Origin of the sequence: Paenibacillus sp. LjRoot56, from assembly GCF_964253335.1 — a bacterium.
Taxonomy (GTDB): Bacteria; Bacillota; Bacilli; order Paenibacillales; family NBRC-103111; genus Paenibacillus_E; species Paenibacillus_E allorhizoplanae.
Window position 1 is genome coordinate 231098 of the sequence record NZ_CAXURV020000003.1, and the last position, 26090, is coordinate 257187.

The 26090-nt window shown below is 46.2% G+C and carries 17 protein-coding genes and 1 riboswitch; of the genes, 6 read left to right on the forward strand and 11 right to left on the reverse strand.

The window, feature by feature from the left end:
• The 3 genes from ACSQ8O_RS20070 to ACSQ8O_RS20080 are packed head-to-tail and all read right to left on the reverse strand — an operon-like array spanning position 1 to position 11286.
• Complete coding sequence (locus tag ACSQ8O_RS20070; RefSeq protein WP_436243104.1) at positions 1 to 9708, reverse strand: Ig-like domain-containing protein; 9708 nt, start codon at positions 9706 to 9708, stop codon at positions 1 to 3.
• A 46-nt stretch (positions 9709 to 9754) separates the two neighbouring features.
• Positions 9755 to 10279, reverse strand: a complete 525-nt coding sequence (locus ACSQ8O_RS20075; protein WP_056620745.1) for a phage tail protein — start codon at positions 10277 to 10279, stop codon at positions 9755 to 9757.
• 11 nt (positions 10280 to 10290) lie between these two features.
• Positions 10291 to 11286 (reverse strand): phage tail protein, encoded by a 996-nt coding sequence (locus ACSQ8O_RS20080; protein ID WP_436243105.1) that lies wholly within the window; start codon positions 11284 to 11286, stop codon positions 10291 to 10293.
• 213 nt (positions 11287 to 11499) lie between these two features.
• On the opposite strand from ACSQ8O_RS20080, the gene ACSQ8O_RS20085 reads away from it, so the two are divergent.
• From ACSQ8O_RS20085 to ACSQ8O_RS20095, 3 genes are all read left to right on the forward strand, one after another.
• Complete coding sequence (locus ACSQ8O_RS20085; protein WP_436243106.1) at positions 11500 to 13143, forward strand: PhoX family protein; 1644 nt, start codon at positions 11500 to 11502, stop codon at positions 13141 to 13143.
• A 135-nt stretch (positions 13144 to 13278) separates the two neighbouring features.
• Positions 13279 to 13377, forward strand: a riboswitch (purine riboswitch).
• A 61-nt stretch (positions 13378 to 13438) separates the two neighbouring features.
• Positions 13439 to 14863 (forward strand): NAD(P)/FAD-dependent oxidoreductase, encoded by a 1425-nt coding sequence (locus ACSQ8O_RS20090; protein WP_436243107.1) that lies wholly within the window; start codon positions 13439 to 13441, stop codon positions 14861 to 14863.
• Between the two features lie 187 nt (positions 14864 to 15050).
• Complete coding sequence (locus ACSQ8O_RS20095) at positions 15051 to 15398, forward strand: LytTR family transcriptional regulator DNA-binding domain-containing protein (protein WP_436243108.1); 348 nt, start codon at positions 15051 to 15053, stop codon at positions 15396 to 15398.
• Positions 15399 to 15471: 73 nt separating this feature from the next.
• On the opposite strand, the gene ACSQ8O_RS20100 is transcribed toward ACSQ8O_RS20095, so the two are convergent.
• The 6 genes from ACSQ8O_RS20100 to ACSQ8O_RS20125 form a co-directional block, all read right to left on the reverse strand.
• On the reverse strand, positions 15472 to 15870 hold the full coding sequence (locus tag ACSQ8O_RS20100; protein WP_056620738.1) for a hypothetical protein: 399 nt from the start codon (positions 15868 to 15870) through the stop codon (positions 15472 to 15474).
• A 109-nt stretch (positions 15871 to 15979) separates the two neighbouring features.
• Positions 15980 to 17245 carry an MFS transporter gene (locus ACSQ8O_RS20105; protein ID WP_436243109.1) on the reverse strand — a complete coding sequence of 422 codons (1266 nt, stop codon included), beginning with the start codon at positions 17243 to 17245 and terminating at the stop codon, positions 15980 to 15982.
• Positions 17242 to 17691, reverse strand: coding sequence for a MarR family winged helix-turn-helix transcriptional regulator (locus ACSQ8O_RS20110; protein ID WP_436243110.1), 450 nt, complete (start codon positions 17689 to 17691; stop codon positions 17242 to 17244). The genes ACSQ8O_RS20105 and ACSQ8O_RS20110 overlap by 4 nt, the downstream gene beginning before the upstream one ends.
• Positions 17692 to 18467: 776 nt before the next feature.
• On the reverse strand, positions 18468 to 19622 hold the full coding sequence (locus ACSQ8O_RS20115) for a lactonase family protein (RefSeq protein ID WP_436243111.1): 1155 nt from the start codon (positions 19620 to 19622) through the stop codon (positions 18468 to 18470).
• Positions 19623 to 19647: 25 nt separating this feature from the next.
• Positions 19648 to 20283: a DUF2238 domain-containing protein gene (locus tag ACSQ8O_RS20120; protein ID WP_436243112.1), complete on the reverse strand. Its 636-nt coding sequence runs from the start codon at positions 20281 to 20283 to the stop codon at positions 19648 to 19650.
• A 105-nt stretch (positions 20284 to 20388) separates the two neighbouring features.
• A complete protein-coding gene (locus tag ACSQ8O_RS20125) occupies positions 20389 to 21234 on the reverse strand; it encodes an AraC family transcriptional regulator (RefSeq protein WP_436243113.1) in 846 nt (281 codons plus the stop codon).
• 134 nt (positions 21235 to 21368) lie between these two features.
• On the opposite strand from ACSQ8O_RS20125, the gene ACSQ8O_RS20130 reads away from it, so the two are divergent.
• The 3 genes from ACSQ8O_RS20130 to ACSQ8O_RS20140 all read left to right on the forward strand — a co-directional run bounded on the left by ACSQ8O_RS20130 (position 21369) and on the right by ACSQ8O_RS20140 (position 24375).
• Positions 21369 to 22364, forward strand: coding sequence for a Gfo/Idh/MocA family protein (locus ACSQ8O_RS20130; RefSeq protein WP_436243114.1), 996 nt, complete (start codon positions 21369 to 21371; stop codon positions 22362 to 22364).
• Positions 22365 to 22394: 30 nt separating this feature from the next.
• A complete protein-coding gene (locus ACSQ8O_RS20135; RefSeq protein WP_436243115.1) occupies positions 22395 to 23333 on the forward strand; it encodes an aldo/keto reductase in 939 nt (312 codons plus the stop codon).
• Between the two features lie 433 nt (positions 23334 to 23766).
• Positions 23767 to 24375: a c-type cytochrome gene (locus ACSQ8O_RS20140; RefSeq protein ID WP_436243116.1), complete on the forward strand. Its 609-nt coding sequence runs from the start codon at positions 23767 to 23769 to the stop codon at positions 24373 to 24375.
• A 380-nt stretch (positions 24376 to 24755) separates the two neighbouring features.
• Here the strand turns inward: ACSQ8O_RS20140 and ACSQ8O_RS20145 are convergent, their stop codons facing one another.
• Positions 24756 to 25469, reverse strand: coding sequence for an anti-sigma factor domain-containing protein (locus tag ACSQ8O_RS20145; RefSeq protein WP_436243117.1), 714 nt, complete (start codon positions 25467 to 25469; stop codon positions 24756 to 24758).
• Positions 25466 to 26038 (reverse strand): RNA polymerase sigma factor, encoded by a 573-nt coding sequence (locus tag ACSQ8O_RS20150; RefSeq protein ID WP_056610566.1) that lies wholly within the window; start codon positions 26036 to 26038, stop codon positions 25466 to 25468. Before ACSQ8O_RS20150 ends, ACSQ8O_RS20145 begins: the two co-directional genes overlap by 4 nt.
• Positions 26039 to 26090 lie beyond the last annotated feature (52 nt).

Consider the following 26090-nt stretch of genomic DNA (forward strand, 5'->3'; position numbering starts at 1 on the left):
CTAATCTATCATTGAAGAAATCAGACTCAGTATGAACGTAATATCATTCCGATCGATTCTACCATCCAGATTGAAATCTCGCGTTGGACTATTGGAACTAATAAAAATAACAAGATCATCAATTTGAATACGACCATCGTGATCATGATCCAGTAACTCGAAAGTAGAAATAGGAATAACTGCAAAACTCATTTCTGTGGAAATTATTCCATTATTAGCGATGACTGTATACATCCCTGGTTCAGCATTTTGAGGCAAAATGAACCTTGAATCAAAGAAGGTACCATTAGTTACAGATACATCATTGAAGCTAGTTAAAACACTGTCGTTAGGGGCCAGGATTGTAATTGTCAATCCATTCAGATTGGTCATCCCTCTTAATTCAACTACTTCACCTTGTACTTTGGTTGAAATTGGGCTTAGTTTAATCTGAGGCGCATCTGACGTGATCGTGATAACTTTTTTCCCAACAATGCCAGACCCGTCATTTGCTCTTGCCTCAACCGTAACCGTCCCAATGCCAGTTGCTGTTAACAAGCCACTTTGACTAATTAAGGCATTTCCCGTATTCCCATTTCCGTTCCCATAAACATGCCAGGTCACTGAAGAATTCGTTACGTTCAAAGGTAAGACGGATGCTTCCAACTGTAGTGTTCCACCTATAACTACCGCATCTCTATTGGAGGTTTCTTTTACAGAGATACTAATCGTCATAACAGGTACTTCTGGTACCGGCGTTATTGAGATAGCTGTGCTACCTTTGATACCTGAACCGTCAGTTGCTGTCGCTGTAACCGTAACAATACCTGGTTCAATAGCATATAACACACCTAAATCACTGATGGTTGATGCTCCTGAATTCCCATATACACTCCATGTTACTGATGCGTTAGTCGCGTTTTCAGGTAGTACATTTGCAATCATTTGCAGCGTATTCCCTGCAACTACTGAAGTTAGGTTGCCTGCTCCTTTAACTTCAATTTGACTAATAGGAATTGCAGCAATTGTGATTGTCTTACTTCCTCTAGTCCCTGATCCATCCACTGCTGTTGCAATTACCGTAACTGTACCTACTTGTGTAGCAGTCAATAACCCCGTTGCGTTGATCGTCGCTTTACCTGTATTTGCGACCACACTCCAAGCTACATCGGTATTTGATGCATTCTCTGGCCATACAGCTGCGCTCATCTGCAAAGAGTTTCCATTGGTTACCGTCGTGGCATCGTCGGCTCCAGTCACAACTATACTATTGACAAGTAAAGCAGCAATCGTGATGTTCTTCGTTCCCACAATGCCGGAAGTATCTTTGGCTGTGGCTTTGACTGTGACAGTACCTACTTCTGTTCCCCTAAGTATGCCGGTTGTCTCGTCAATTGCTGCATTTCCTGTGCCTGCTTCAACGCTCCATGTTACGGATTGATTCGTTGCATTTTGTGGTAATACCGTCGCATTCATTTGCAACGGGCTACCATATGTAATACTTGTCACACTATTTGCACCTGAGACGATGATCTCTGTGACTGGTACCGCTGCAATCGTAATACTTTTGCTACCAACAATATTCGAACCATCTTTGGCGGTAGCTTTGACCGTCACCGTACCTACGGCTGTTCCTGTCAATACTCCAGACGAACTGATCGTTGCAGTTCCTGTGCCTGCTTCAACACTCCATGTTACGGAAGTGTCCGTCGCGTTCTCAGGTAGAACCGCTGCACTCATTTGCAATGAGCTTCCGTTCGAAACGTTTCCAGCTCCATCTGCGCCTGTCACGACGATACTTGTGACTGGGATCGCAGCGATCGTAACAGTCTTCGTTCCTACTACGCCGGATAGATCATTTGCTGTTGCCTTGACGACGACATCTCCTACCGCTGTTCCTGTCAATAAACCTGACGAACTGATCGTTGCTGTTCCTGTGCCTGCTTCTACGCTCCATGTTACGGAAGTGTTCGTTGCGTTCTCAGGTAGAACCGCTGCACTCATTTGCAATGAGCTTCCGTTCGAAACGTTTCCAGCTCCATCTGCGCCTGTCACGACAATACTTGCAACTGGGATCGCTGCAATCGTAATAGTCTTCCTTCCTACTGCGCCGGATAGATCATTTGCTGTTGCCTTGACGACAACATCTCCTACCGCTGTTCCCGTCAATAAACCAGATGGACTGATCGTTGCTGTTCCTGTGCCTGCTTCAACGCTCCAAGTTACGGAAGTGTCCGTCGCGTTCTCAGGTAGTACCGCTGCACTCATTTGCAATGAGCTTCCGTTCGAAACACTTGCAGCTCCATCTGCGCCTGTCACGACGATACTTGTGACTGGGATCGATGCAATCGTAATAGTCTTCGTTCCTACTACGCCGGATAGATCATTTGCTGTTACCTTGACGACGACATCTCCTACCGCTGTTCCCGTCAATAAACCAGATGGACTGATCGTTGCTGTTCCTGTACCTGCTTCTACGCTCCATGTTACGGAAGTATTCGTTGCATTCTCAGGTAATACCGCTGCATTCATTTGCAATGAGCTTCCGTTCGAAACACTTGCAGCTCCATCTGCGCCTGTCACGACGATACTTGTGACTGGGATCGATGCAATCGTAATAGTCTTCCTTCCTACTGCGCCGGATAGATCATTTGCTGTTGCCTTGACGACAACATCTCCTACCGCTGTTCCCGTCAATAAACCAAACGGACTGATCGTTGCTGTTCCTGTGCCTGCTTCAACGCTCCAAGTTACGGAAGTGTCCGTTGCGTTCTCAGGTAGTACCGCTGCACTCATTTGCAAAGAGCTTCCGTTCGAAACACTTGCAGCTCCATCTGCGCCTGTCACGACGATACTTGTAACTGGGATTGCAGCGATCGTAATAGTCTTCCTTCCCACTACGCCGGATAGATCATTTGCTGTTGCCTTGACGACGATATCTCCTACCGCTGTTCCCGTCAATAAACCAGATGGACTGATCGTTGCTGTTCCTGTGCCTGCTTCAACGCTCCAAGTTACGGAAGTGTCCGTCGCGTTCTCAGGTAGTACCGCTGCACTCATTTGCAATGAGCTTCCGTTCGAAACAGTTGCAGCTCCATCTGCGCCTGTCACGACGATACTTGTGACTGGGATCGCAGCGATCGTAATAGTCTTCCTTCCTACTACGCCGGATAGATCATTTGCTGTTGCCTTGACGACGACATCTCCTACCGCTGTTCCCGTCAATAAACCTGACGAACTGATCGTTGCTGTTCCTGTGCCTGCTTCTACGCTCCATGTTACGGAAGTGTTCGTTGCGTTCTCAGGTAGTACCGCTGCACTCATTTGCAATGAGCTTCCGTTCGAAACACTTGCAGCTCCATCTGCGCCTGTCACGACGATACTTGTGACTGGGATCGCAGCGATCGTAATAGTCTTCCTTCCTACTACGCCGGATAGATCATTTGCTGTTGCCTTGACGACGACATCTCCTACCGCTGTTCCCGTCAATAAACCTGACGAACTGATCGTTGCTGTTCCTGTACCTGCTTCTACGCTCCATGTTACGGAAGTGTTCGTTGCATTCTCAGGTAGTACCGCTGCACTCATTTGTAATGAGCTTCCGTTCGAAACACTTGCAGCTCCATCTGCGCCTGTCACGACGATACTTGTGACTGGGATCGCAGCGATCGTAATAGTCTTCGTTCCTACTACGCCGGATAGATCATTTGCTGTTGCCTTGACGACGACATCTCCTACGGCTGTTCCTGTCAATAAACCTGACGAACTGATCGTTGCTGTTCCTGTGCCTGCTTCAACGCTCCAAGTTACGGAAGTGTCCGTCGCGTTCTCAGGTAGAACCGCTGCACTCATTTGCAATGAGCTTCCGTTCGAAACACTTGCAGCTCCATCTGCGCCTGTCACGACGATACTTGTGACTGGGATCGCAGCGATCGTAATAGTCTTCCTTCCTACTACGCCGGATAGATCATTTGCTGTTGCCTTGACGACGACATCTCCTACCGCTGTTCCCGTCAATAAACCTGACGAACTGATCGTTGCTGTTCCTGTACCTGCTTCTACGCTCCATGTTACGGAAGTGTTCGTTGCATTCTCAGGTAGTACCGCTGCACTCATTTGTAATGAGCTTCCGTTCGAAACACTTGCAGCTCCATCTGCGCCTGTCACGACGATACTTGTGACTGGGATCGCAGCGATCGTAATAGTCTTCGTTCCTACTACGCCGGATAGATCATTTGCTGTTGCCTTGACGACGACATCTCCTACGGCTGTTCCTGTCAATAAACCTGACGAACTGATCGTTGCTGTTCCTGTGCCTGCTTCAACGCTCCAAGTTACGGAAGTGTCCGTCGCGTTCTCAGGTAGAACCGCTGCACTCATTTGCAATGAGCTTCCGTTCGAAACACTTGCAGCTCCATCTGCGCCTGTCACGACGATACTTGTGACTGGGATCGCAGCGATCGTAATAGTCTTCCTTCCTACTACGCCGGATAGATCATTTGCTGTTGCCTTGACGACGACATCTCCTACCGCTGTTCCCGTCAATAAACCTGACGAACTGATCGTTGCTGTTCCTGTGCCTGCTTCTACGCTCCATGTTACGGAAGTGTTCGTTGCGTTCTCAGGTAGTACCGCTGCACTCATTTGCAATGAGCTTCCGTTCGAAACACTTGCAGCTCCATCTGCGCCTGTCACGACGATACTTGTGACTGGGATCGCAGCGATCGTAATAGTCTTCCTTCCTACTACGCCGGATAGATCATTTGCTGTTGCCTTGACGACGACATCTCCTACCGCTGTTCCCGTCAATAAACCTGACGAACTGATCGTTGCTGTTCCTGTACCTGCTTCTACGCTCCATGTTACGGAAGTGTTCGTTGCATTCTCAGGTAGTACCGCTGCACTCATTTGTAATGAGCTTCCGTTCGAAACACTTGCAGCTCCATCTGCGCCTGTCACGACGATACTTGTGACTGGGATCGCAGCGATCGTAATAGTCTTCGTTCCTACTACGCCGGATAGATCATTTGCTGTTGCCTTGACGACGACATCTCCTACGGCTGTTCCTGTCAATAAACCTGACGAACTGATCGTTGCTGTTCCTGTGCCTGCTTCAACGCTCCAAGTTACGGAAGTGTCCGTCGCGTTCTCAGGTAGAACCGCTGCACTCATTTGCAATGAGCTTCCGTTCGAAACACTTGCAGCTCCATCTGCGCCTGTCACGACGATACTTGTGACTGGGATCGCAGCGATCGTAATAGTCTTCCTTCCTACTACGCCGGATAGATCATTTGCTGTTGCCTTGACGACGACATCTCCTACCGCTGTTCCCGTCAATAAACCTGACGAACTGATCGTTGCTGTTCCTGTACCTGCTTCTACGCTCCATGTTACGGAAGTGTTCGTTGCATTCTCAGGTAGTACCGCTGCACTCATTTGTAATGAGCTTCCGTTCGAAACACTTGCAGCTCCATCTGCGCCTGTCACGACGATACTTGTGACTGGGATCGCAGCGATCGTAATAGTCTTCGTTCCTACTACGCCGGATAGATCATTTGCTGTTGCCTTGACGACGACATCTCCTACCGCTGTTCCCGTCAATAAACCTGACGAACTGATCGTTGCTGTTCCTGTGCCTGCTTCAACGCTCCAAGTTACGGAAGTGTCCGTCGCGTTCTCAGGTAGAACCGCTGCACTCATTTGCAATGAGCTTCCGTTCGAAACACTTGCAGCTCCATCTGCGCCTGTCACGACGATACTTGTGACTGGGATCGCAGCGATCGTAATAGTCTTCCTTCCTACTACGCCGGATAGATCATTTGCTGTTGCCTTGACGACGACATCTCCTACCGCTGTTCCCGTCAATAAACCTGACGAACTGATCGTTGCTGTTCCTGTACCTGCTTCTACGCTCCATGTTACGGAAGTGTTCGTTGCATTCTCAGGTAGTACCGCTGCACTCATTTGTAATGAGCTTCCGTTCGAAACACTTGCAGCTCCATCTGCGCCTGTCACGACGATACTTGTGACTGGGATCGCAGCGATCGTAATAGTCTTCGTTCCTACTACGCCGGATAGATCATTTGCTGTTGCCTTGACGACGACATCTCCTACCGCTGTTCCCGTCAATAAACCAAACGGACTGATCGTTGCTGTTCCTGTGCCTGCTTCAACACTCCATGTTACGGAATCATTTGTTGCATTTCCTGGTAACACTTTTGCACTCATTTGAAGTGTGCTTCCATTTGGAACGCTAGTAATATTGTTTGCGCTACTCACGTCGATGCTTGTAACCAGTATTGGTGCGATTGTAACTTCCATCGTCCCAATGATATCTGGGTTATCATTCGCCGTTGCTGTAACGGTGACTGTACCTACCGCTGCCCCCAGAAGTACGCCTGATGAGTCTATACTTGCATTACCTGTACCTGGCACAACGCTCCACTCTACAGTACGATCTGTCGCATCATCCGGCGATACCAACGCAAACATTTGAAGTGTTTTTCCATTTGATACGCTTGCTGACTCTCTTTCACTCGTTACCACGATACCCGTGACAGGTATCGCTTCAATTGTAACTTCCAACGTTCCTACAACTTCTGGGTTATCATTCGCCGTTGCTGTAACGGTGACTGTACCTACCGCTGCCCCCGTAAGTACGCCTGATGAGTCTATACTTGCATCACCTGTACCTGGCACAACGCTCCACTCTACGGTACGATTCGTCGCATTATTCGGTGATACCAACGCTCTCAATTGCAGCGTTTTTCCATTTCGCACGTTTGTTGTTTCGCTTTCACTTATTACCTCTATGCTAATAACAGGAATCTTTGTAATCTCAATGTTCATGGTACCTACGATACCTGATTCATCCGTAGCAGCAGCCTTGACTAGCACTTCTCCTACCGCTGTTCCTGTCAATAAACCGGTCGACTCGTCTATTGTTGCATACTCTGAACCCTGTTCCACGCTCCAAGTTACAGATTTATTCGTTGCGTTTTCGGGTAAAACAGATGCACTCATCTGTAGTAGGCTTCCGTTTGAAATGCTTGTTACATTATTTGCACTTGTCACAATAATCTCTGTGACAGGTATCGCTTCAATTGTAACTTCCAACGTCCCAATAATTTCAGGGTTATCATTCGCCGTTGCGATAGCTATGACTGTACCTACCGCTGTCCCCGTAAGTACGCCAGATGAGTCTATACTTGCATCACCTGTACCTTCTCGTTCTACACTCCAAGTTACAGAAGCATCCGTCGCATTATCCGGTGATACCATCGCTCTCAATTGCAGCGTTTTTCCATTTCGCACGTTTGTTGTTTCGCTTTCACTTATTACCTCTATGCTAATAACAGGAATCTTTGTAATCTCAATGTTCATGGTACCAACGATACCTGATTCATCCGTAGCAGCAGCTTTGACTAGCACTTCTCCTACCGCTGTTCCTGTCAATAAACCGGTCGACTCGTCTATCTCTGCATCACCTGTACCTGGCACAACGCTCCATACTACGGTACGATTCGTTGCATCCGTAGGATATACCAACGCACTCAATTGCAGCTGTTCTCCATTTTGAACGCTTGATGCCTCTCCTTGACTCATTACATCTATACTTGTAACTTTTTTAGGTGCAATCGTAATACTCTTCGTCCCCACTATGCCAGAACCATCATTGGCTGTCGCCTTGACAAGCACTTCACCTAACGCTGTTCCAGTCAATAATCCTTCAGAACTAATACTCGCATTGCCTGTACTAGCGTCAATACTCCAGGATATTGATTTGTCACCAGCGTTCCCTGGTGAAACAAAGGCACTCATTTGCAACGTGCTTCCAATGATAACAGATGTTGCATCGTTAGCACCTGACACTGCAATACTACTAACATTAGGTAAAGCACGATTCACGGTAATTACAGTCGTAGTAGTTGTTCCATCTTCTGCTCTCACAGTAATATTAATGTCTGTATTACCTACCAGAAGAGAAATAGATTCGCTCAAAGTTCCACTTTCAACTGAACTATTGTTAACTGTCACTGTTGCATGTGACTCATGAACAGTTGGCATAACTTTCAAAGTGTCGTCCACATAAGGAAGGCTTACTGTGTATGCCCTTTTACCTGCGTCGAAAGCTGGTGCTAATATGCCTTTAGAAACTGTTAAATTACTTAACAGGGAATCATTACTCACAACGGTTGTAGCATATGACGCACTATTATTTGAAGTATACATCTCCGTGCCACCAGATACTGTTACCGAACTTGTTAATGTGCGGGCTGCATTTGCTGCAACATTCACAGTCAAATCAATTGGTGGATACGCAGATTGACCTTGCGGAATATCGGATCGTGAACAAGTCCCTGTAGTATAAGTACAAGACCATCCAATCCCACTCATTGCTGTTGGTGTCAATCCTGTTGGCAACGTAACTACCGTAGTCACTGGACCACTCACGGGTGGCGTCCCGGAATTATAAACCGTAACCGTATAATGTGCTCCCGTTTTCCCTGGTGAAAAAGTTCCGTTTGACCCAGACGCTGGCGCTATGGCTACTTGCAAATCTTGTTTGTCTGGATTAATCGTAAGATTTCCGCCAGTATTTCCACTCATCACAACATCATTAAGCATACTAGGAATTGATGAACCACTTACATAAATAGCTCCGCCACGAACGGCCGTATTATCTGTAAGCGTCACGTTACTCAAGTTTACTTTTCCAAAATAATGATCAAGTACCAGTCCTCCACCGTCCCCGCCAGCGGTATTATTCGAAATCATTGTATTGGAAATGTTTACTGGTACACCGAGATATATACCTCCAGCTTGCCCCTCAGAGCCTGCTCCGGATGCTTTACTGGCTGCCCTATTCCCAGTGAACGAACCATTCGTGATAGTAACTATCCGCGAGGTTGTAGTCTCCGGAGTTATCGCCATACCACCCCCAAGTCCATAAGAGGTATTGTTTGTAACGGTAACATTAACCAGATCCAGGTTCATATCCCCCTGCAAAAATACTCCTCCGCCTTGCGAACTATAGGACGAAGAACTAGAAACTCCAGCTTCGTTATTCCGAAAAATAACATCATTTAGTTTAACTGTCCCACCTGCTGCACCCGATAAATAAGCGCCACCTCCGAAACCAACTCCAGACGTGTGGTTATCCTCAATGATCGAATGAGCTATCTCAATCGTACGGGTTCCCGCGTCTCCATCTATTCCGCCCCCTCCGTATCCAATCGGGGCCTTTCCATAACGAATCGTGAGTCCTTGAATCTTGACATCATATCCAGGAGTACTGACATTTGGATTAATGGACAATACACGATTCGTTGCAGACGCAGCATTGCTTGCTGCTTGAATAATCGTATTAGCAGGATTACCTAGATTCCCATCTAAAATGACGTCGCTATTTATCACCAACTGCCCGAGCGTTGAATTCAACGTATATGTGCCAGGCGGTATCGTGATCGTATCAGTACCTGCCAACGCATTTGCTTCCATTAAAGCTGCTCTGATCGAGCAGTCTCCATTGCCATCATTACAAATCCCGTTTCCAGGATTAGCATCTACAACGTCCATCGTTGTATTTACTGTAAATGTGGTAGCAGCTTTAGCTGACCCAACAAAGCTAAACCAAACGCCAACAATGGCAACCAACATTAGAAAAAAAACTAACATACTCCTATTAAATTTCTTAAAAGCCAGTGGTTCCTTGCGACCGAACGCCACTTCCTCGCCCCCTCTCCCTCATTTAAAAAACAATAAAACAAGCTATTTAATATCGTGATGGAAATATTCCTTGCGTAGCAATACAAAAATTAAGAGTCAGATACGGTTGCATATTATTATGAGGCTGGCTATTTCCAGTTGGAGCAACGGCTTGTGCTCCCATTGGCTTCAAGTTAGTCATTTCTGTATACGCTGCTGCCCCACGTCTACCTTGAATATCCATCAATAGTTGGCCAGTAGGTGATTCCTGTGCGAAACCAGATGTGCCATATTGAATCGCATGAGTGTGAGCTGGTATTTCCGAAGGTAGTAATGTGACTGTTTTCTCACCAGCTGACTGACCGATATCGTACTGTGATAAACCAGCTCCTTGTCCAGGGTGTAAGGGAACTCTTCCTTGTAAATCCGGAAGCGCGAAGTTAGTAGAACCGTTTCCTCCATACATAGTGCCTAACAGTGAAAATAATGCTGCATATTGCTGAATAGGTAGTATTTGGCCGTTGCACTGCACCCACCCTGTAGGAGCGAAATTAAACGGGAAAATGCGAATTTCTCCAAGAAATTGATCCATAAAATCTCTCCTTAATTTCTACTAGGGAAAATCCCCTCAGTTGCGATAATTGCATTCAGACAAAGGAACGGCTGTCTATTCTCATGTGGTTGCCCCCCGCCTATATAAGCAACCATGGAGCTGTTAGATGTATTATCCGCGATATACCCATACGAGCTCGTAGTGGTCATACCAAATGTATGATTTGCGAGATTTTTGGAATCCGCTGTGTTTAAACTTGCCCTAAGTGAATGCATGTGGGCCGGCATTTCATTTGTAGTTAATGTATGGATTTTCTCTCCGCCCGACTCACCAATTGTAAACCCCTCCCCCATATGAATGGGGATTCTATTCTGTAAATTAGGTAAAGCAAATGTCGATTGTCCATTTCCGCCATAAGTTGTCCCCATTAAAGCGAAAAGTGCTTGATTCTGAGCAATGGGAAGTGTTTGACCGTTACATAGTGCCCAGCCACGTGGCACAAAATTAAACGCAACCCAACGTATTTCAGCCAAATACTCCTCATCATACATGCCTCCTTCTATGCTAGGATAGTCCCCCTCCACACAAATAATATAATTGATAGCCAAATATGGCTGAATATTAGAATGCGCCCCACTTCCACCAGTACTTCCGAGGATCCCTGTAGTTTGCGCCGTCCCAACGCTATCCGTGAATTGATTGAGCGTTGATCTCGCTAGGACAGTCCCCTCAGGTGTGTTCGTACTTCCAAATTTGGACGATACACCAAAAGCATGTGAATGAGCAGGAATTTGATTTACGGTTAGCGTAACCTCTTCCACACCACCTTGTTCACCAAATGTTGCCTCATCCCCTACATGTAGCGGTACCCTGCTCTGCAAATTGGGCAATGCAAATGTACTAACTCCATCTCCGCCATAAGTCGTTCCTAGTAAAGAAAACAAACTCTCATATTGTGAAATAGGAAGTATCTGCCCACTACAAAACATCCATCCAACAGGAGCAAAATTGCCTCCAAACATACGAATTTCACCAACATAGGCCATTAAATGTATCCTCCTAATTTTGAATAGACGGTTGCATGCAAATTAAACGTAAAAATATATAAATTCGATAATCTTCCATACCAATCTTCCAACCAGAAAATTTCGACAATATTCTCTATTATTCTAGCAAAATTTAGGTAATAATACATGCATATTTTTTATTTTATGGTATGTTATTACTATAATAAGCTCATTCAAGTCGGGAGGACAGTCATGGACTCGAAAAAAACATTTTCGCGGCGACATTTTTTGCAGTATTTAGGCTTAAGTGCAGTTTCAGTTGCTTCCACCTATACAGGTCTCGCAGCATTCACTCAGAAAGCAAGTGCTTCAGAGGACAATGATGCCTACGAGCAGTTGCCAGAAGTATTCAACCCTACCTTACATACAGCAGCTGATGCGGATCAACTTCTATTAAGTAATGGATACTCCTATCAGGTCATAGCGGCATACGGGGATAAAATCAACAAAAATGGTGATACCTTTGGCTTTAACAGCTGCTACACCTCCTTTTACCCACTGCCTCATTCAAATAATGAAGCCTTGCTATGGGTCAATCATGAATCAGGTCCGTATCCTTGGCAAATAGATCGTTCTAAACCTATCGTATGGGAACAACAGAAACAGCTGCTTTACGAGCAAGGTGGCTCCTTGTTACATCTCAAGAAAGATACCTTCGGTTCGTGGAAACTTGTTGACGATTCCTCCCTTGCACGACGGATCTCAGGCTTATCTCCGATCGAGTTAACAGGACCCGTTCGAGGAACCTCATCTGTTCATGGTGCAACGCGCGTCCAAGGAATATTCGGTAACCGTGGAGGCTCCAAAACCTTATGGAACACGCAGCTTGCTTGCGAAAATCATATTGAAACCACTTGTCGTGATGCCGGTCTAGCACTGTCTCATTACGGCTGGATCGTCGAGATTGACCCTTTCAATGAACAGAAAAAACCTGTTAAACATACAGCTCTTGGTAGATTTCATCACGGCAGTGCAGCTATGTCCTTGAACACGAACAATCAAGTCGTTGTTTACATGGGTGAAGACTCGCCAAACGGATTTGTATACAAATTTGTAAGTAAGGACCAATGGAACGAAGATCAAGATAACGAAAATCTTTTAACTGAAGGTAATTTATATGCTGCAGACTTCATACAGGGCCGTTGGATAGAACTTTCCCTATCGAATGTCAGCAAAATGCTGAAAAGCTTTACCTATCAAGTCCCTGAGTCTATGTATAAATCCAAAGAAGTCCTGCAAGCGCAATTTACATCCCAAAGCGATATACTTACCTATGCCAATGAAGCAGCACAAATTATAGGAGCTACTCCATGTGATCGGCCTTCTGAGCTTACCCTTCATCCCGTAGATAAATCTGTTTATATAGCCTATACACAGAATACTAGCCGCGGCAACCTTCATGGTCAGATTATCCGTCTAAAAGAAAATGGCAACACAAACTTTGAATTTGAAACGTTTCTTACAGGCGGACGACAAAGCGGTTTTAGTTCACCTGCGAGTTTAGCCTTTGATAAAAATAGTAACCTATGGGTCGGTTCGGACGTTGCTCCTGACCAATTAAATTCCGGTGCTTGGTCCGAATTTAAAAATAACGGGATGTATCTCATCCACCGATCAGGTGTCGCTAATAAAACGAAACAATTCGCTTCTGCCCCAACGGAAGCTGCGCTTAGTGGCGTTTCCTTCACCGAATTGCAGGATACTGTATTCTTATCCGTTAACCATCCTGGCTCAACTGGTGCAGGAACAGACAAGCCTACTAGTCAATGGCAGCATAAGTTTGGAGACAAAAAACCACGCTCCGCCGTCGTTACAATTACACATTTACCCTTGTGATAAGAACAAACAAACAGTCGTGTGCATGATGCATGCGGCTGTTTTTGCTCTCCAGCTCCACATTCAATTTCACGAACATTAATACATTGACAACAAATAATGTTCGTATTATGATAGTCAAGGCAATGACATTCAGCCACATAACTATGAATCGTTCGTATATCCTCGAGGATTGGCTTGGGGGTCTCTAGAGGAAGCCATAACTTCCTAGCTACGACGGGTGCTCTTTTTCGCATACCCGTGTGGCTAGGTTTTTTTGCGTCCAAAAACAGCTGTTCCAAAGGAGATTACTGCTATGAAAACTTATGATTTTATCGTTGTTGGTGCAGGACCTGCCGGTATTTTTGCTTGTTATGAGATGACATTACTTCACCCTAACGCGAACATTTTACTCGTTGACAAAGGCCACGATATTTACAAACGCAGTTGTCCGATTCTTGAAAATAAAATCAAACTTTGCCCACCTCCAGCGGGTAAGAAGGATTTCTCTGGTTGCCTCCCTGCCTGTTCTATCACCTCCGGGTTTGGCGGAGCAGGTGCTTACAGTGATGGCAAATTCAATATCACAACCGAGTTCGGTGGCTGGATGACAGATTATTTGGCACCTAGTAAAGTTATGGAGCTGATCCGATATGTGGATAGTATCAATCTCCAGCATGGAGCTACAGAAAACATTACGGATCCTACAACCGAAGCAGTGAAAGATATAGAGCAACGCTCCTACGCGGCGGGCTTAAAGCTGCTTCGCGCTCAGGTTCGTCATTTGGGCACAGAGCAAAACCTTATGATTCTCAAATCCATTTATGAATATCTGAAAACACGCATCGAGATGCAGTTCAAAACCGAAGTCGATGATATCATCACAATGAAAAAGGAAGATAAAAATGTCATTCAAGGCATTCGTTTGAAAGATGGCACTGAGCTCATAAGCAATTATGTCATGCTAGCTCCAGGACGAGATGGTTCGGCTTGGTTAACGCAGGTGCTCAAGAAGCGCCGACTCAAAATGTCCAACAATCAAGTCGATGTTGGTGTCCGTGTTGAAACCTCTGATGTCGTCATGCGTGAAATTAACGAACATCTGTATGAAGGTAAATTTGTGTATAACACTTCAGTTGGTACACGAGTTAGGACCTTCTGCAGCAACCCTTCTGGACATGTCGTTGTTGAAAATCACAGCGGCATCATGGCAGCAAATGGCCATTCTTACAAGGATCCTGCACTTGGATCCAACAACACAAATTTCGCGTTACTAGTTTCTCATAAGTTTACGGAGCCTTTCGATAAACCAAATGAATATGCGAGAGAAATATGTAAGCACGCGAATGACTTATCAAGCGGTGGCGTCATCGTTCAGAAATTCGGCGATATTATGCGAGGACGTCGATCCACTGCTGAACGAATACGTGAAGGCTTCTTAGAACCCACGCTTTCGGAAGCAGTGCCAGGGGATCTCGGACTTGTCCTTCCCTACAATACGATGAAAAGCTTAATCGAAATGATTCATGCTCTTGAAAAAGTAACACCAGGTATCGCATCCGAACATACGCTTTTCTACGGTGTTGAAGCGAAATTTTACTCGGCTCGACCTAAGCTGAGTGAGAGCTTTGAAACGGAAATCAAAGGTCTCTTCTGTGGTGGTGACGGGGCAGGTATTACTCGAGGACTAGCACAAGCAGGTGCTGCTGGCGTATGGGTTGCACGTAACATTCCACTTTAAATTATTTCCGAGGAAATAATTGTTCGTTCGTCAAAATCAGCAATAAAACCAACATATTCGACCTTGAAAGGAGAATAATGTTGGTTTTTTGCGATGAAAAAAGTCTTCCCATGCCTCACAGATTATGGTAAGATAAAACCGTCTCAAGTAATGTAAGCGTTATCATTTTAAGAAGGGGGCAAATAAAATGAATGTAGCGCTCGAGCTCGAAGTAAAAAATACGTATGAGGATTTTATTTTAGAAAAGGACATCATGTATTTCCGCGTTGGTGAGCATGGCCTAGTCTCCTTTCATGGGAAGAACTATCATGTCAAGAAACGTCTTAATACGGAAGAGATCCAGAATATAACCTCAGATAGTAACTTTTTCAAAGTAAACACAGATAGTTATGTAAACACTCGTAAAATTCAACATATTGGGGACGGTAAAGTATTCTTCGAGGTTAGAGGATCCGAATCCAAATACACGTCGATTACGAAGCTTCGCCAACATAAACTGAAAGAAATTGTTTTACAACAAAAGGCTGAAGCATAAACACAATCAAATATAAGCGCCAAAAAAGGAGCCGAGCGAATTGATCGCCAGCTCCTTCCTTGTTTTTAAACCATTATGATATTTTAGCTAGTGTCTCTTGCTGATGCTCGCGGATCAGAAAGCGTATGTAATCGACGGTTGTATCTTTCACTTTTTTGGCTTCTTCCAACGTAGCGAAGCTGTATTCAGCAAAATCTGTGCTTTCATACTTGTTCAACTCTTCATTGTTCATGCCAAGCGTGGAAAAGTTATGAATGAGCTCATAGGATGTTTTCGAATCCACATTTTTCACAAAAATATCTTTCGAAAAGAAGGAGCCTTGTTTCTCTACTTTAAAGATGACTCGAAAAGGCTTCTCCTTATCCGAAACAAAACATTTAATGACAACGTCGATTTCCATCGTTTTGTAATCCACAGTGTGCTTCGGTTCCTGCATTGGCTTCTGCATCCATTTCTTCAATATCCCCAGCACAAGATCCCTCCTCACACATGAACTTATCCTCATATTGTAGCGAATCCCTAGTTAATTGACAACCCAAATGATAGAATCTTTATAATATAAAAAGTCGAATTTACTCTTTTTAAGCCATTTCCTGCTCTTTAAGAGATTGTGTTGAGAGCGACGACTTATATTTCCAAGTAATAAACAAGCAAAGCAACCCCGTTAGAACTCCACAAGCAACAAATGCGCCATTCGCCCCAAATCGATCCGCAATGAACCCTGAGAACAGACTACCAATCGGTGTAGAACCCGCAAATACAAGGGAATACACACTCATGACACGTGCACGATACTCATCCTTCGCATACATTTGAAGTGCCGAATTACTATTTGTCGCGAATAAAATATTAAAAAAACCCGTGAACGCAAGTAGCATACCACAAACCCAAACGGAACCGCTTAGACCATTAAGAATTAAGCAAATGGCAACCATGCAGCTTGCTGCCATACTCAACTTGAGCTTCGGCCCTCGCTTACTGCGAAACGACATCGTCAGTGCCCCTGCAAGAGAACCCACACCCAAACAAGACATCAACGTACCATATGTCGTCTCTCCCATGTGCAGGACATTTTTGGTGAACACAGGAATTAGAATATTAAAGTTAAAAGCAAGCGTACCAATAACGGTGACTAGCAACACAGTTGGTGAGAGAATCGGATCTTTGGCAATATAGACGATACCATCCTTAATTTCCTTCAGAATACCTTCCTTCGCTCTCATCTTCCGTACGTAGGGCGCTGCCTCAATATGAATCAGTCCATATAGAACAGCTATAAAGCTGACACCATTTAACAAAAAGCACCAACCTGCACCTAACCAGGCCATCATGACTGCACCAATCGAAGGACCAACAATTCTTGCCATATTAAACGTCGTTGAGTTGAGTGCAATCGCATTCATCAAATCTTCTTTACCCACAATTTCTACATTAAAAGCCTGCCTTGTAGGCATATCCAACGTATTATTTAAGCCTAGAAGCAATGCTAAGACAAGAATATATTCATATCGGACCGTATCCGTTAGTACCAATGCGGCCAACGCGAAGGCAAGAATCATTGATACTGTTTGAGTTAGTATAAGAATCTTCTTCTTCGGAAATTTATCCACAATAATGCCTGCAAACAGCGAAAACAAAAGAATCGGTAGAAACTGACAAGCAGCCACAACCCCAAGTTTGAGAGACGATCCCGTCAGTGTGAGAACGAGCCAGGACTGCCCGATATTTTGCATCCATGTACCGATCAGCGATACACATTGCCCTAACCACATATAGCGATAATTTTTGTGTGTCAACGCATGGAAATGCCGATCAATGAACACAGCTCCCGCAGCTCTCATATTCATCGGTCTACCTCTTCCTCAGCAAAGTGAGCCGCATTGTGACCCATTTTCTCTAAAATCGTAAGGGCCATCTGCTTCTCCTCATCCGACAAGCCGAACGTCAACCGCTCCCGCCAATCCGTGAGAACTTTCCGCACATCTTCTTTAATTCCTCGAGCTTTATCCGTCAATAAAACCTCGTAGCATCGCTTATCTTTTTCACTGACAGTGCGCGTTATGTAGCCTTGCTCTTCTAGCTTTTTCAGCGCTTTTGCCGTGGTTCCTTTATCGATTTTCAAATAGGCGGACAGCTCCTCTTGCGTTAAACCGTCCTCTTTATATAACGCATTGAGGAAAATATGCTGACCTCTACCAATCTCGAATTGCTTCAAATGGTCACCAATATACATCTGTCCGTAACGGTAAATCAGCGAGACCCACCTTGGAATCGAATTCCTCGTTTCAATCATTGCAACAACCCCTCCTAGTTTCTGATTGTACAACTAACATACACTTACCTACCGAATCGTTGCACTTGCCACTAATTTAGTGTACGCCGAATACGTTGCATGTGCAACTAATTTTTGGCGGATTTTTTAGCCCTCGTATCGCGTTGGGGTGGGGGCATATTTCATGAGTGTAGTGATGTTTATCATCACTATGGCGTTGCGGGGCAGGCGGTTCTGACGCATTTTGCTTCTATAGTGATGTTTTTCATCACTATGGCGTAGCAGAGCAGGCGGTTCTGCCGTATTTTGCTTCTGTAGTGATGTTTTTCATCACTATGGCGTTGCGGGGCAGGCGGTTCCGCCGTATTTTGCTGCTGTAGTGATGTTTTTCATCACTATGGCGTAGCGGGGTAGGCGGTTCTGACGCATTTTGCTTCTATAGTGATGTTTTTCATCACTATGGCGTAGCAGAGCAGGCGGTTCTGCCGCATTTTGCTTCTATAGTGATGTTTTTCATCACTATGGCGTAGCAGAGCAGGCGGTTCTGCCGTATTTTGCTTCTGTAGTGATGTTTTTCATCACTATGGCGTAGCAGAGCAGGCGGTTCTGCCGTATTTTGCTTCTGTAGTGATGTTTTTCATCACTATGGCATGACTTTCGGCGGATTCATCCACCTCCAACCTCTGAAGCGCGTTTTTCAACGTTAAAGCTCACGCCACACAAAAAAAAGAGGCGCAAGTCGAAACTTGCCCCCCCTTTTTCAGAAATAGCGCCAAACGCTGCGTGTTCAGCGCTTCTTATAGAAACCTCACGCAAACCGGTCGCGATACCGCTACGGTTTGCTCCGTTTCTTGCAGCATCCCTGTCTCCGCATCCCTGCGGAAGACAACGATGCTGTTCGAGTTCTGATTCGCCGCGAGCAGGAATGCATCCTGCGGCGAAAGCGCGAAGTTCCGCGGCCATTGTCCCCGCGTCGACTGCCAACCCACGACCGACAGCGTGCCGCTGTCTCGGTCGACTTCATAAACCGCGATACTATCGTGTCCGCGGTTCGATGCGTACAAGAAACGGCCATCCTCTGAGAGGTGGATGTCCGCGCAATAGCTGACACCGCCGAAGTCCTCCGGCAGTGTCGACAAGTTCTGGACCGCGGCCATGCGGCCCGCGTCCGCCTCATAGGACAACACGGTCACCGTGTTGTCCAGCTCATTGATCGCGTACACATATGTGCTGTCCGCGTTAAACACCACATGCCGCGGGCCCGCGCCCGGCTTGCCCCCTGCTCCGCCATGCGGCAGCAGGTCGCCGCTCTCCGCGTCAATGCGGCTAACAACCAGCCGATCAAGTCCCAGATCGGCCGATACAGCAAATCGATTGTCCGGTGACGGGACAATCGCGTGCGCATGCGGCGCTTCTTGGCGATCCGCATGCGGTCCAAGCTCCCCTTCATGCTTGATCAGCTGCGTGTGTTCACCCAAACCGCCGCCCGCTTCTACCGGAAATACGGTTACATCACCGCTTAAGTAATTCGCCACATACACCCTACGGCCGTTGGCATCCAAGCTAACGTAGCAAGGCGCAGAGCCATCAGCTGGCTGTTGGTTGATTTTGCTCAATCTTCCCGTGCCCGCTTCAATCGCATAGGCTGCTGCCGAGCCTCCGAACCGTCCCTCATATGTCACCGTTTCACTCACAGCGTACAAGACGGTTTTATCCTTGTTCACCGCTAGAAACGAAGTATTCGGCAAATCGCTGTACGTTTCAACCAGCGTCAATTCACCATTTTGCCCATTAAAGCTATATAAAGAAATGCCTACTGGATGCTGATCATCCGTGTAGGAACCAACATACACATATGCCGTTGTATTTTCATTAGCTTTTGCAAATGCACTTTCATCTGCTCTTGCATTTGCACTTACACTACCATTTCCATTCTCACGCTCATTTCCCATACCCAACGCTGCCTCCCATTTTCCCCTATAAGTTATCTTCCACACGCCTTCGTTTCCCAAAAGCCGTCACACACATCGCGATAACCGCTCCGTACAAGGCGAGTTCCATATCATGCTGAGCATCCCAAGGATCCCCTTGCGCACCAACGAATAACGTACCGATCTCAGGAGCTACGATCATGGCAACCCACATTTCGATAAGCTCATAGAAAGCACCCATAGCCAAAACGATAACACACGTCATCACATAAATCCATCTTCTCCCAAGTGTTGTCCAGACCCTCAAACCTTCATAGATAGGATAGGCGCAAAGCAACCCGAAACTCAAATGAACAAGCCGATCGAAGTGATCCCGCTCAGACCCGAATATATGCCGCAACCAGGGATCAAACCACGTCCCGTTGTACGAAAAGTGAGCCCCTACGCTATGCAACAACAGGAAACTCGCCAATAAACCATACGTTAGATTTGAAAATGTAAAAACCCTATATGTTGCGATCAATCCAAGTAATGCTGCCCATGTCAAAAGATTTTCTAACACCCAATCACCACGACTATGCGGCGCAATCGCCAACCATCCCCACACACCAAGCCACACAACCAGGATCATATGCAATATCCAATTGGTTTGAAAAGGTTTCTTATTCGCTTGACTTTGCATCTGCTCAGCCCCCTTATTGTCTCTACAGACTAAGAGTACCGTGCTAGCATGCCTTCCAAAAGTACTAACTTTTTCTAGTACCGCACCCAAGTCCAGTCCCATCTATCAGCTAAATGAGCCTTTCATATATAGGCTGCGGAATTCACTCGGTGTCATCCCTTCATGTTCATGAAATCGCTGATTGAAATAGCTCGCAGACGTATACCCCGCTTCACAAGCGATGTCTTTGATCGGCCAATTTTCTTTCTCAATTAAGCGCTGCTTAGCGAATTGGATTCGGCAAAGTGTAATGAACGACAGCGGCGTCATCGAAGTGGCTTTTCGAAATATTTTGCAAAAATAATACGTACTGACGCCTGTAAGCTCCGCCCACTCCTCGAGATTAAATGGTTCGCAAGCTCTACGCTGCATCTCTGGAAGCAAGGCTAGAATCCGATCCACCGATTCCGTCCCTCGATTGACGGTTAACGGCGAGGCATAGCTCATGAATTCGCACAAAATCATATACATCAACGTGCTCAACTGCGTGGGGCGAAGTATTTGATGGGCCTCCGCTTCTAAAAGCAGCTCATTGAAAGCTTTCTCAAGCTCTGCATTTCTTTTTAACGTCCATAAATTCCGCAGAAATCCCTTCTCCAACAGGAACTCCTTGATCTGATCCCCATAAAAATGCACCCACCGAACATCCCACGGATCATCTTTTGAACTGGAATAACGCTGCTCTTGATAGGGCGGAAATAGGAAGGCATCCCCTTTTTGCAAGGTGTATGGCTGCCCCTCGATCTCCACATAACCTTTTCCTGAGATGACAAAATGCAAACTATACGTTGACCATAAACCCTCCGGCCGCTCGACTTCATGTTGGGGCTCTTCGCGATACCAGCCTACGGATTCTGGGAATATGAAATACATGGATTGCTGTAGAGTAGGTAACATAGCTTGTCGGCGCATCGAATAAGACCTCATTTCTAATGACAATATTACGATAGTCGATTCAATATATTGTTATATTCATTTTAAATAACTCATTTTATAATAGCAATATAACGTTACACATTCCGCTTCAAAAAAGGAGAAATGCTGTCATGACTAAACTTCGTTGGGGAATTCTAGGTTGCGCGGGTATTGCCATCCGTGCCTGTATCCCAGGAATTAAGCAGTCCGAAACCGGTGTTGTAAGCGCAATCGCTAGTCGCAATCTGGAGAAATCTCAAGAGGTTGCCGCACGACTTGATATCCCGAAAGCTTATGGCAGCTATGAAGAATTGATTGCGGATCCGGATATTGATGCGATCTACATCCCCCTTCCGAACCATTTACATAAAGAGTGGACGATCCGCGCAGCGCAGGCAGGAAAGCATGTCCTGTGTGAGAAACCTGCTGCACTGACTGCAACTGAAGTTGGGGAAATGGTTACAGTTAGTGAAGAAGCTGGTGTGCTGTTCGCTGAAGCTTTCATGTACCGCCATCACCCACGTTACGAGCGTGTGAAGGAAATCATGCAATCTGGCGAAATCGGAGATATTCGCGGTATTCACGGTACATTTACGTTCAGCAACCCGGATGATAGCAAAAATGTTCGTTACGTCCGCGAATGGGGCGGCGGCTCGGTCTATGATGTTGGCTGTTATCCGCTAAGTGCGGCTAGATTTCTACTAGAGCGTGAACCTGAAGCTGTTACCACTCATGCATTCTTCTCTCCGGAACATGATAACGTCGATATGATGATGTCCGGACTTGTTGAATTCAGTGGCAATGTAGCCCTCACGTTCGATTGCGGGATGTGGGCTTCGTTCCGAAATACACTTGAGATTCTAGGTTCCAAAGGACGCATTGTAATTCCATCGGCGTTTGTAACACCAACTGAAGAATCTGGTCATTTCCAAGTTTTTGTTGGGAACGAACAGCGCGAAGAAAAAGTTCCTTTCCTTAACCAATACGCCTTGCAGGTTGATGATATGGCCTATGCAGCATGGGGGGAAAAAGCGCAGCGTTTCCCTGCAAAAGATGCCATTTTAAATTTGAAAGTTATCGACGCTTGCTTGAAATCCGCAACAGAACGCGCTCGCGTTCAACTTTAATATTTCAAACCGAGAGGCTGGGGAACATAAATGAAGCATATTCAAATAAAAGGATTAGATAAACCGGTATCCAAGTTAGTGATGGGTTCTGACTTTTTCAGACTAGATAACCCGCACGAGGTTAGTGAAATCCTCCATCATTATTTGGCTATTGGCGGGAACACGATTGATACTGCTCATATTTATTGTGGTGGGCAAAGCGAACAAGCGATTGGTATTTGGCTGAACGAAACGGGGAAAAGGGAAGAAATGGTTCTCTTCACCAAAGGTGCTCATCATGATAATAACGGCCCTCGCGTGAATCCGGAAGCCATTCGTCAGGACTTAATGACAAGTTTAGATCGGATGCGTACCGATTACATCGATTTGTACGGTTTACACCGTGACGACCCTGCAACACCTGTTGGCGTCATCGTCGAAGCTTTGAATGAGCATCTGGAAGCTGGTCGTATTCGTGCTTTCGGTGGGTCCAATTGGACGCATCAGCGTTTGCAAGAAGCGAATGAATATGCCGCGCAGCATGGCCTCGTTGGCTTTAGCTTCAGCTCACCTAACCTTAGCCTCGCTAAGCCAAATGAGCCATTCTGGGCTGGCTGCGTTTCTGCCGACGCAGAAGCCTTGCGCTGGTACGAAGAGCAGCAGTTTCCACTGCTGTCATGGTCTTCGCAGGCGCGCGGTTTCTTCACGGGCCGGTTCTCGCCGGAAATCCGCGATAACGCTGATCTCGTTCGCGTATTCTATAGCGACGAGAACTGGACGCGGTTGCAGCGTGCGCAGCAACTCGCACAGGAAAAAGGCGTGAGCGCGATCCAGATTGCTCTCGCCTACGTGCTAAGCCAGCCGTTTCCGGCGTGCGCGCTGATCGGACCGCGCAGCGAGGCCGAGATGGTCTCCTGCCGCGATGGCGCAGAGCTCGTGCTGTCGGCGCAGGAGCTGGCCTGGCTTGATTTGACTGGAGCTGCGGTGTAGCTCTAGGGTATGATATTCGGCAAAGAGGCTTTCTCAAAGGGTCAATTTTGACTGTTTGCGACTGCCTCTTTTTTCGGTATTGACCGGTGTGTAAACCTGCTTCCAACAATCTAACTGGATTTTATCCATCTATTTGAAGTAGATTTCTCGATTTCGAAGGATTAGCTGTATTTCCTGTAGTTAAATTCCTTCCATTTGCTCGATTCTTCAATTTTGGTACAAATTAGATGTATTTTTTCCATTTAATAACGAAAACGCTTCAGATTCGAGCGAATTAACTGTAGTTTATACATCTAAACACAAATTGGCAGTCACCATGCGTCCGCAAGCTACAAGCCAACCTCATATAACTCGACTTTTTCTTACAATAAGCAAACCGAAATCAACTATCCTTCGTTACCTCTATTAGTACATACGAAGGAGTTGGAACGATTTGAACAAATGGATGCAAGCAAGCCTTTGTGGGATGATCCTCCTCGCTGCTTCAGGGTGCAGCGGTAAAGACGCCAGTCCATCGGCCGTCTCACCTGCCGCTGCTTCGGCCACGCCGTCGCCTGCAGCGACAACGACGGCAACAGCAACGCCGACGCCACAGGTGTCGGTGACCGTAACGCCAGCGGCAACGGCAGCGCCTGCCGCTACAGCAAGTCCAGTAGCGGTAGCCAGTGCTACGCCGCAACCTCAAGCATCGGCGACGCCATCGGCAAAGCCAACATCGGCACCAACCCCAGTGCCTGCTAGCGCGACGCCCGCACCTACTGCAGCACCTACGCCTGTGCCTTCTGTCAAGCCGCAGGAGACGCCGGCAAGCATCCCCAGCGCGAAGGCCGAGCTGCTCTATAAGGACAATTGCTTGGCCTGCCACGGCGCAGGTTTGACAGGCGATTACGGTCCGAACCTAACGAAAGTAGGTTCACGTAGAACGAAGGAGCAGATCGTCACGCAGATCATGAACGGTAAAATCGAAATGCCGCCCTTCAAAGACAAGTTAAAGCCCGAAGAGATCGAATCGTTAGCGATCTGGCTTTCGGGCATGAAGTGATGTATGTGAAACTAAAGTAGAAAAGACACCAGTTGGGTGTCTTTTCTACTTTAGCAATTTGACTCGCTCTTCATATCTCTGGAAATGCACTTCCGATGACTCACTCTATATATCTCTGGAAACGCTATTCATATCTCTGGAATGCACTTCCAATAACTCGAAGGGGATCGTAGCATCGCTATTTCATCTCAAATGATTCCTTTTCACTCTGGAAGGGAACGTAGATGTCCTATTTCCTCCGAAATAGCTCATAACCACTGCCTCATACCTCAATAGTGCTCCCTCGTTCCCCTGCGACAAACGTATCGATACTTTTGCTTCAAATAGTGTATCTACATTCCCCTTGCGCCCACAAACTCGCTGTTCACTTCACTATTTCATTACGTAGATCCTAACACTTTTTTCCCTCTCGGTTGACTGCCATTCGAATCCGGCTCCAACGTGACACCAATGGAGTCAATTATCAATTCTTTTGCATGAACATCATAGGACAACACACCTACACCTCTACTATCCACGAGAAGCGTGCCGCAGTTGTATTTCTTGCCATTGTGGTTCAACCAAACCTGATATGTCCAATTTCCTTGTGTTTCATTCAGTCCAGATAGATTGACCACTACTTTATTAAGATCCCCATGCTTCACGACCCAAGCCGTTCCTGAAGCTGAGGGCATCGACGTGTCCGCTGATTTCAACACGAACGTATTAACGACCTCCGATGGCTTATCTAGTAACACACTTGCCGATTCTTTAGGGGACGAAAGCGGAATGTAATTCCACAGAACACCTACAACGATACCGAATACGACTACTGCGGTTAACCCATAGATCCATGTAAATGACCGCCGCTTCTTGCGTTCTGGTTCCATTGTTGCAATAGAATTCATCACTTGCCCCTTCAAATCCGGCGGAAGTTCCACCTCTTCCATGTGGTAAGGTAGCGTAAGCCAGACAGAGCGCAATTCTGGCAATTCCTCTCTGCATGAGTCACAGGTGCGCAGATGCCGTTCGAAAGAAGCACGTTCCCATTCTGTGCATTCGCCTGTTAAATAATTGATGAGATAGCTGCAATCAATAGGTTCTTGTTCTTTCATACGTCATCCTCCCCTCGTGATGTCAAATGCTTACGAAGTATTTTTAAGCATTGATGTAGTCGGCTCTTTACGGTGCCTACTGGTTCATTCTTTTTAGAAGCAATCTCACTTAACGAATAGCCTTCCCAATACATCATTTCGATCAATTCAATTTGATTCGTTGATAAATGCACATAGGCTTGTTGAATTTGTTCAACCGTCGACTTACGGGATATGACCGACTCCGGATTCGCATCCCCCGAAACGAGTGCTTGTTCCCACTCACGAGGCTCAAATCGAACGACTTGGCCCAGTTTACGATTCTTGCGTACATAGTCAATCGTAATATTGCGTGTGATCGTAATCATCCAATTGACGAATACGCCTTTGCTGGCATCATAGCCCTTGCCTGTTGTCCACAGACGCGTAAACACCAATTGTACGATTTCTCTAGCTTCCTGCTCATTCTTCATGGATTTCATAGCAAACGAGTACACTAGCTTAGCATAACGATCGTAGAGCTCTTCTAAAGCAGAGTGCTCTTTCGCCATAATTAGCTGCATAAGCTCCCCATCTGTTCGATTTCGCATAGCTTGGCTCTCCCCGAGTGAAATTGATGTCTAATTAACTCTTACATTACCA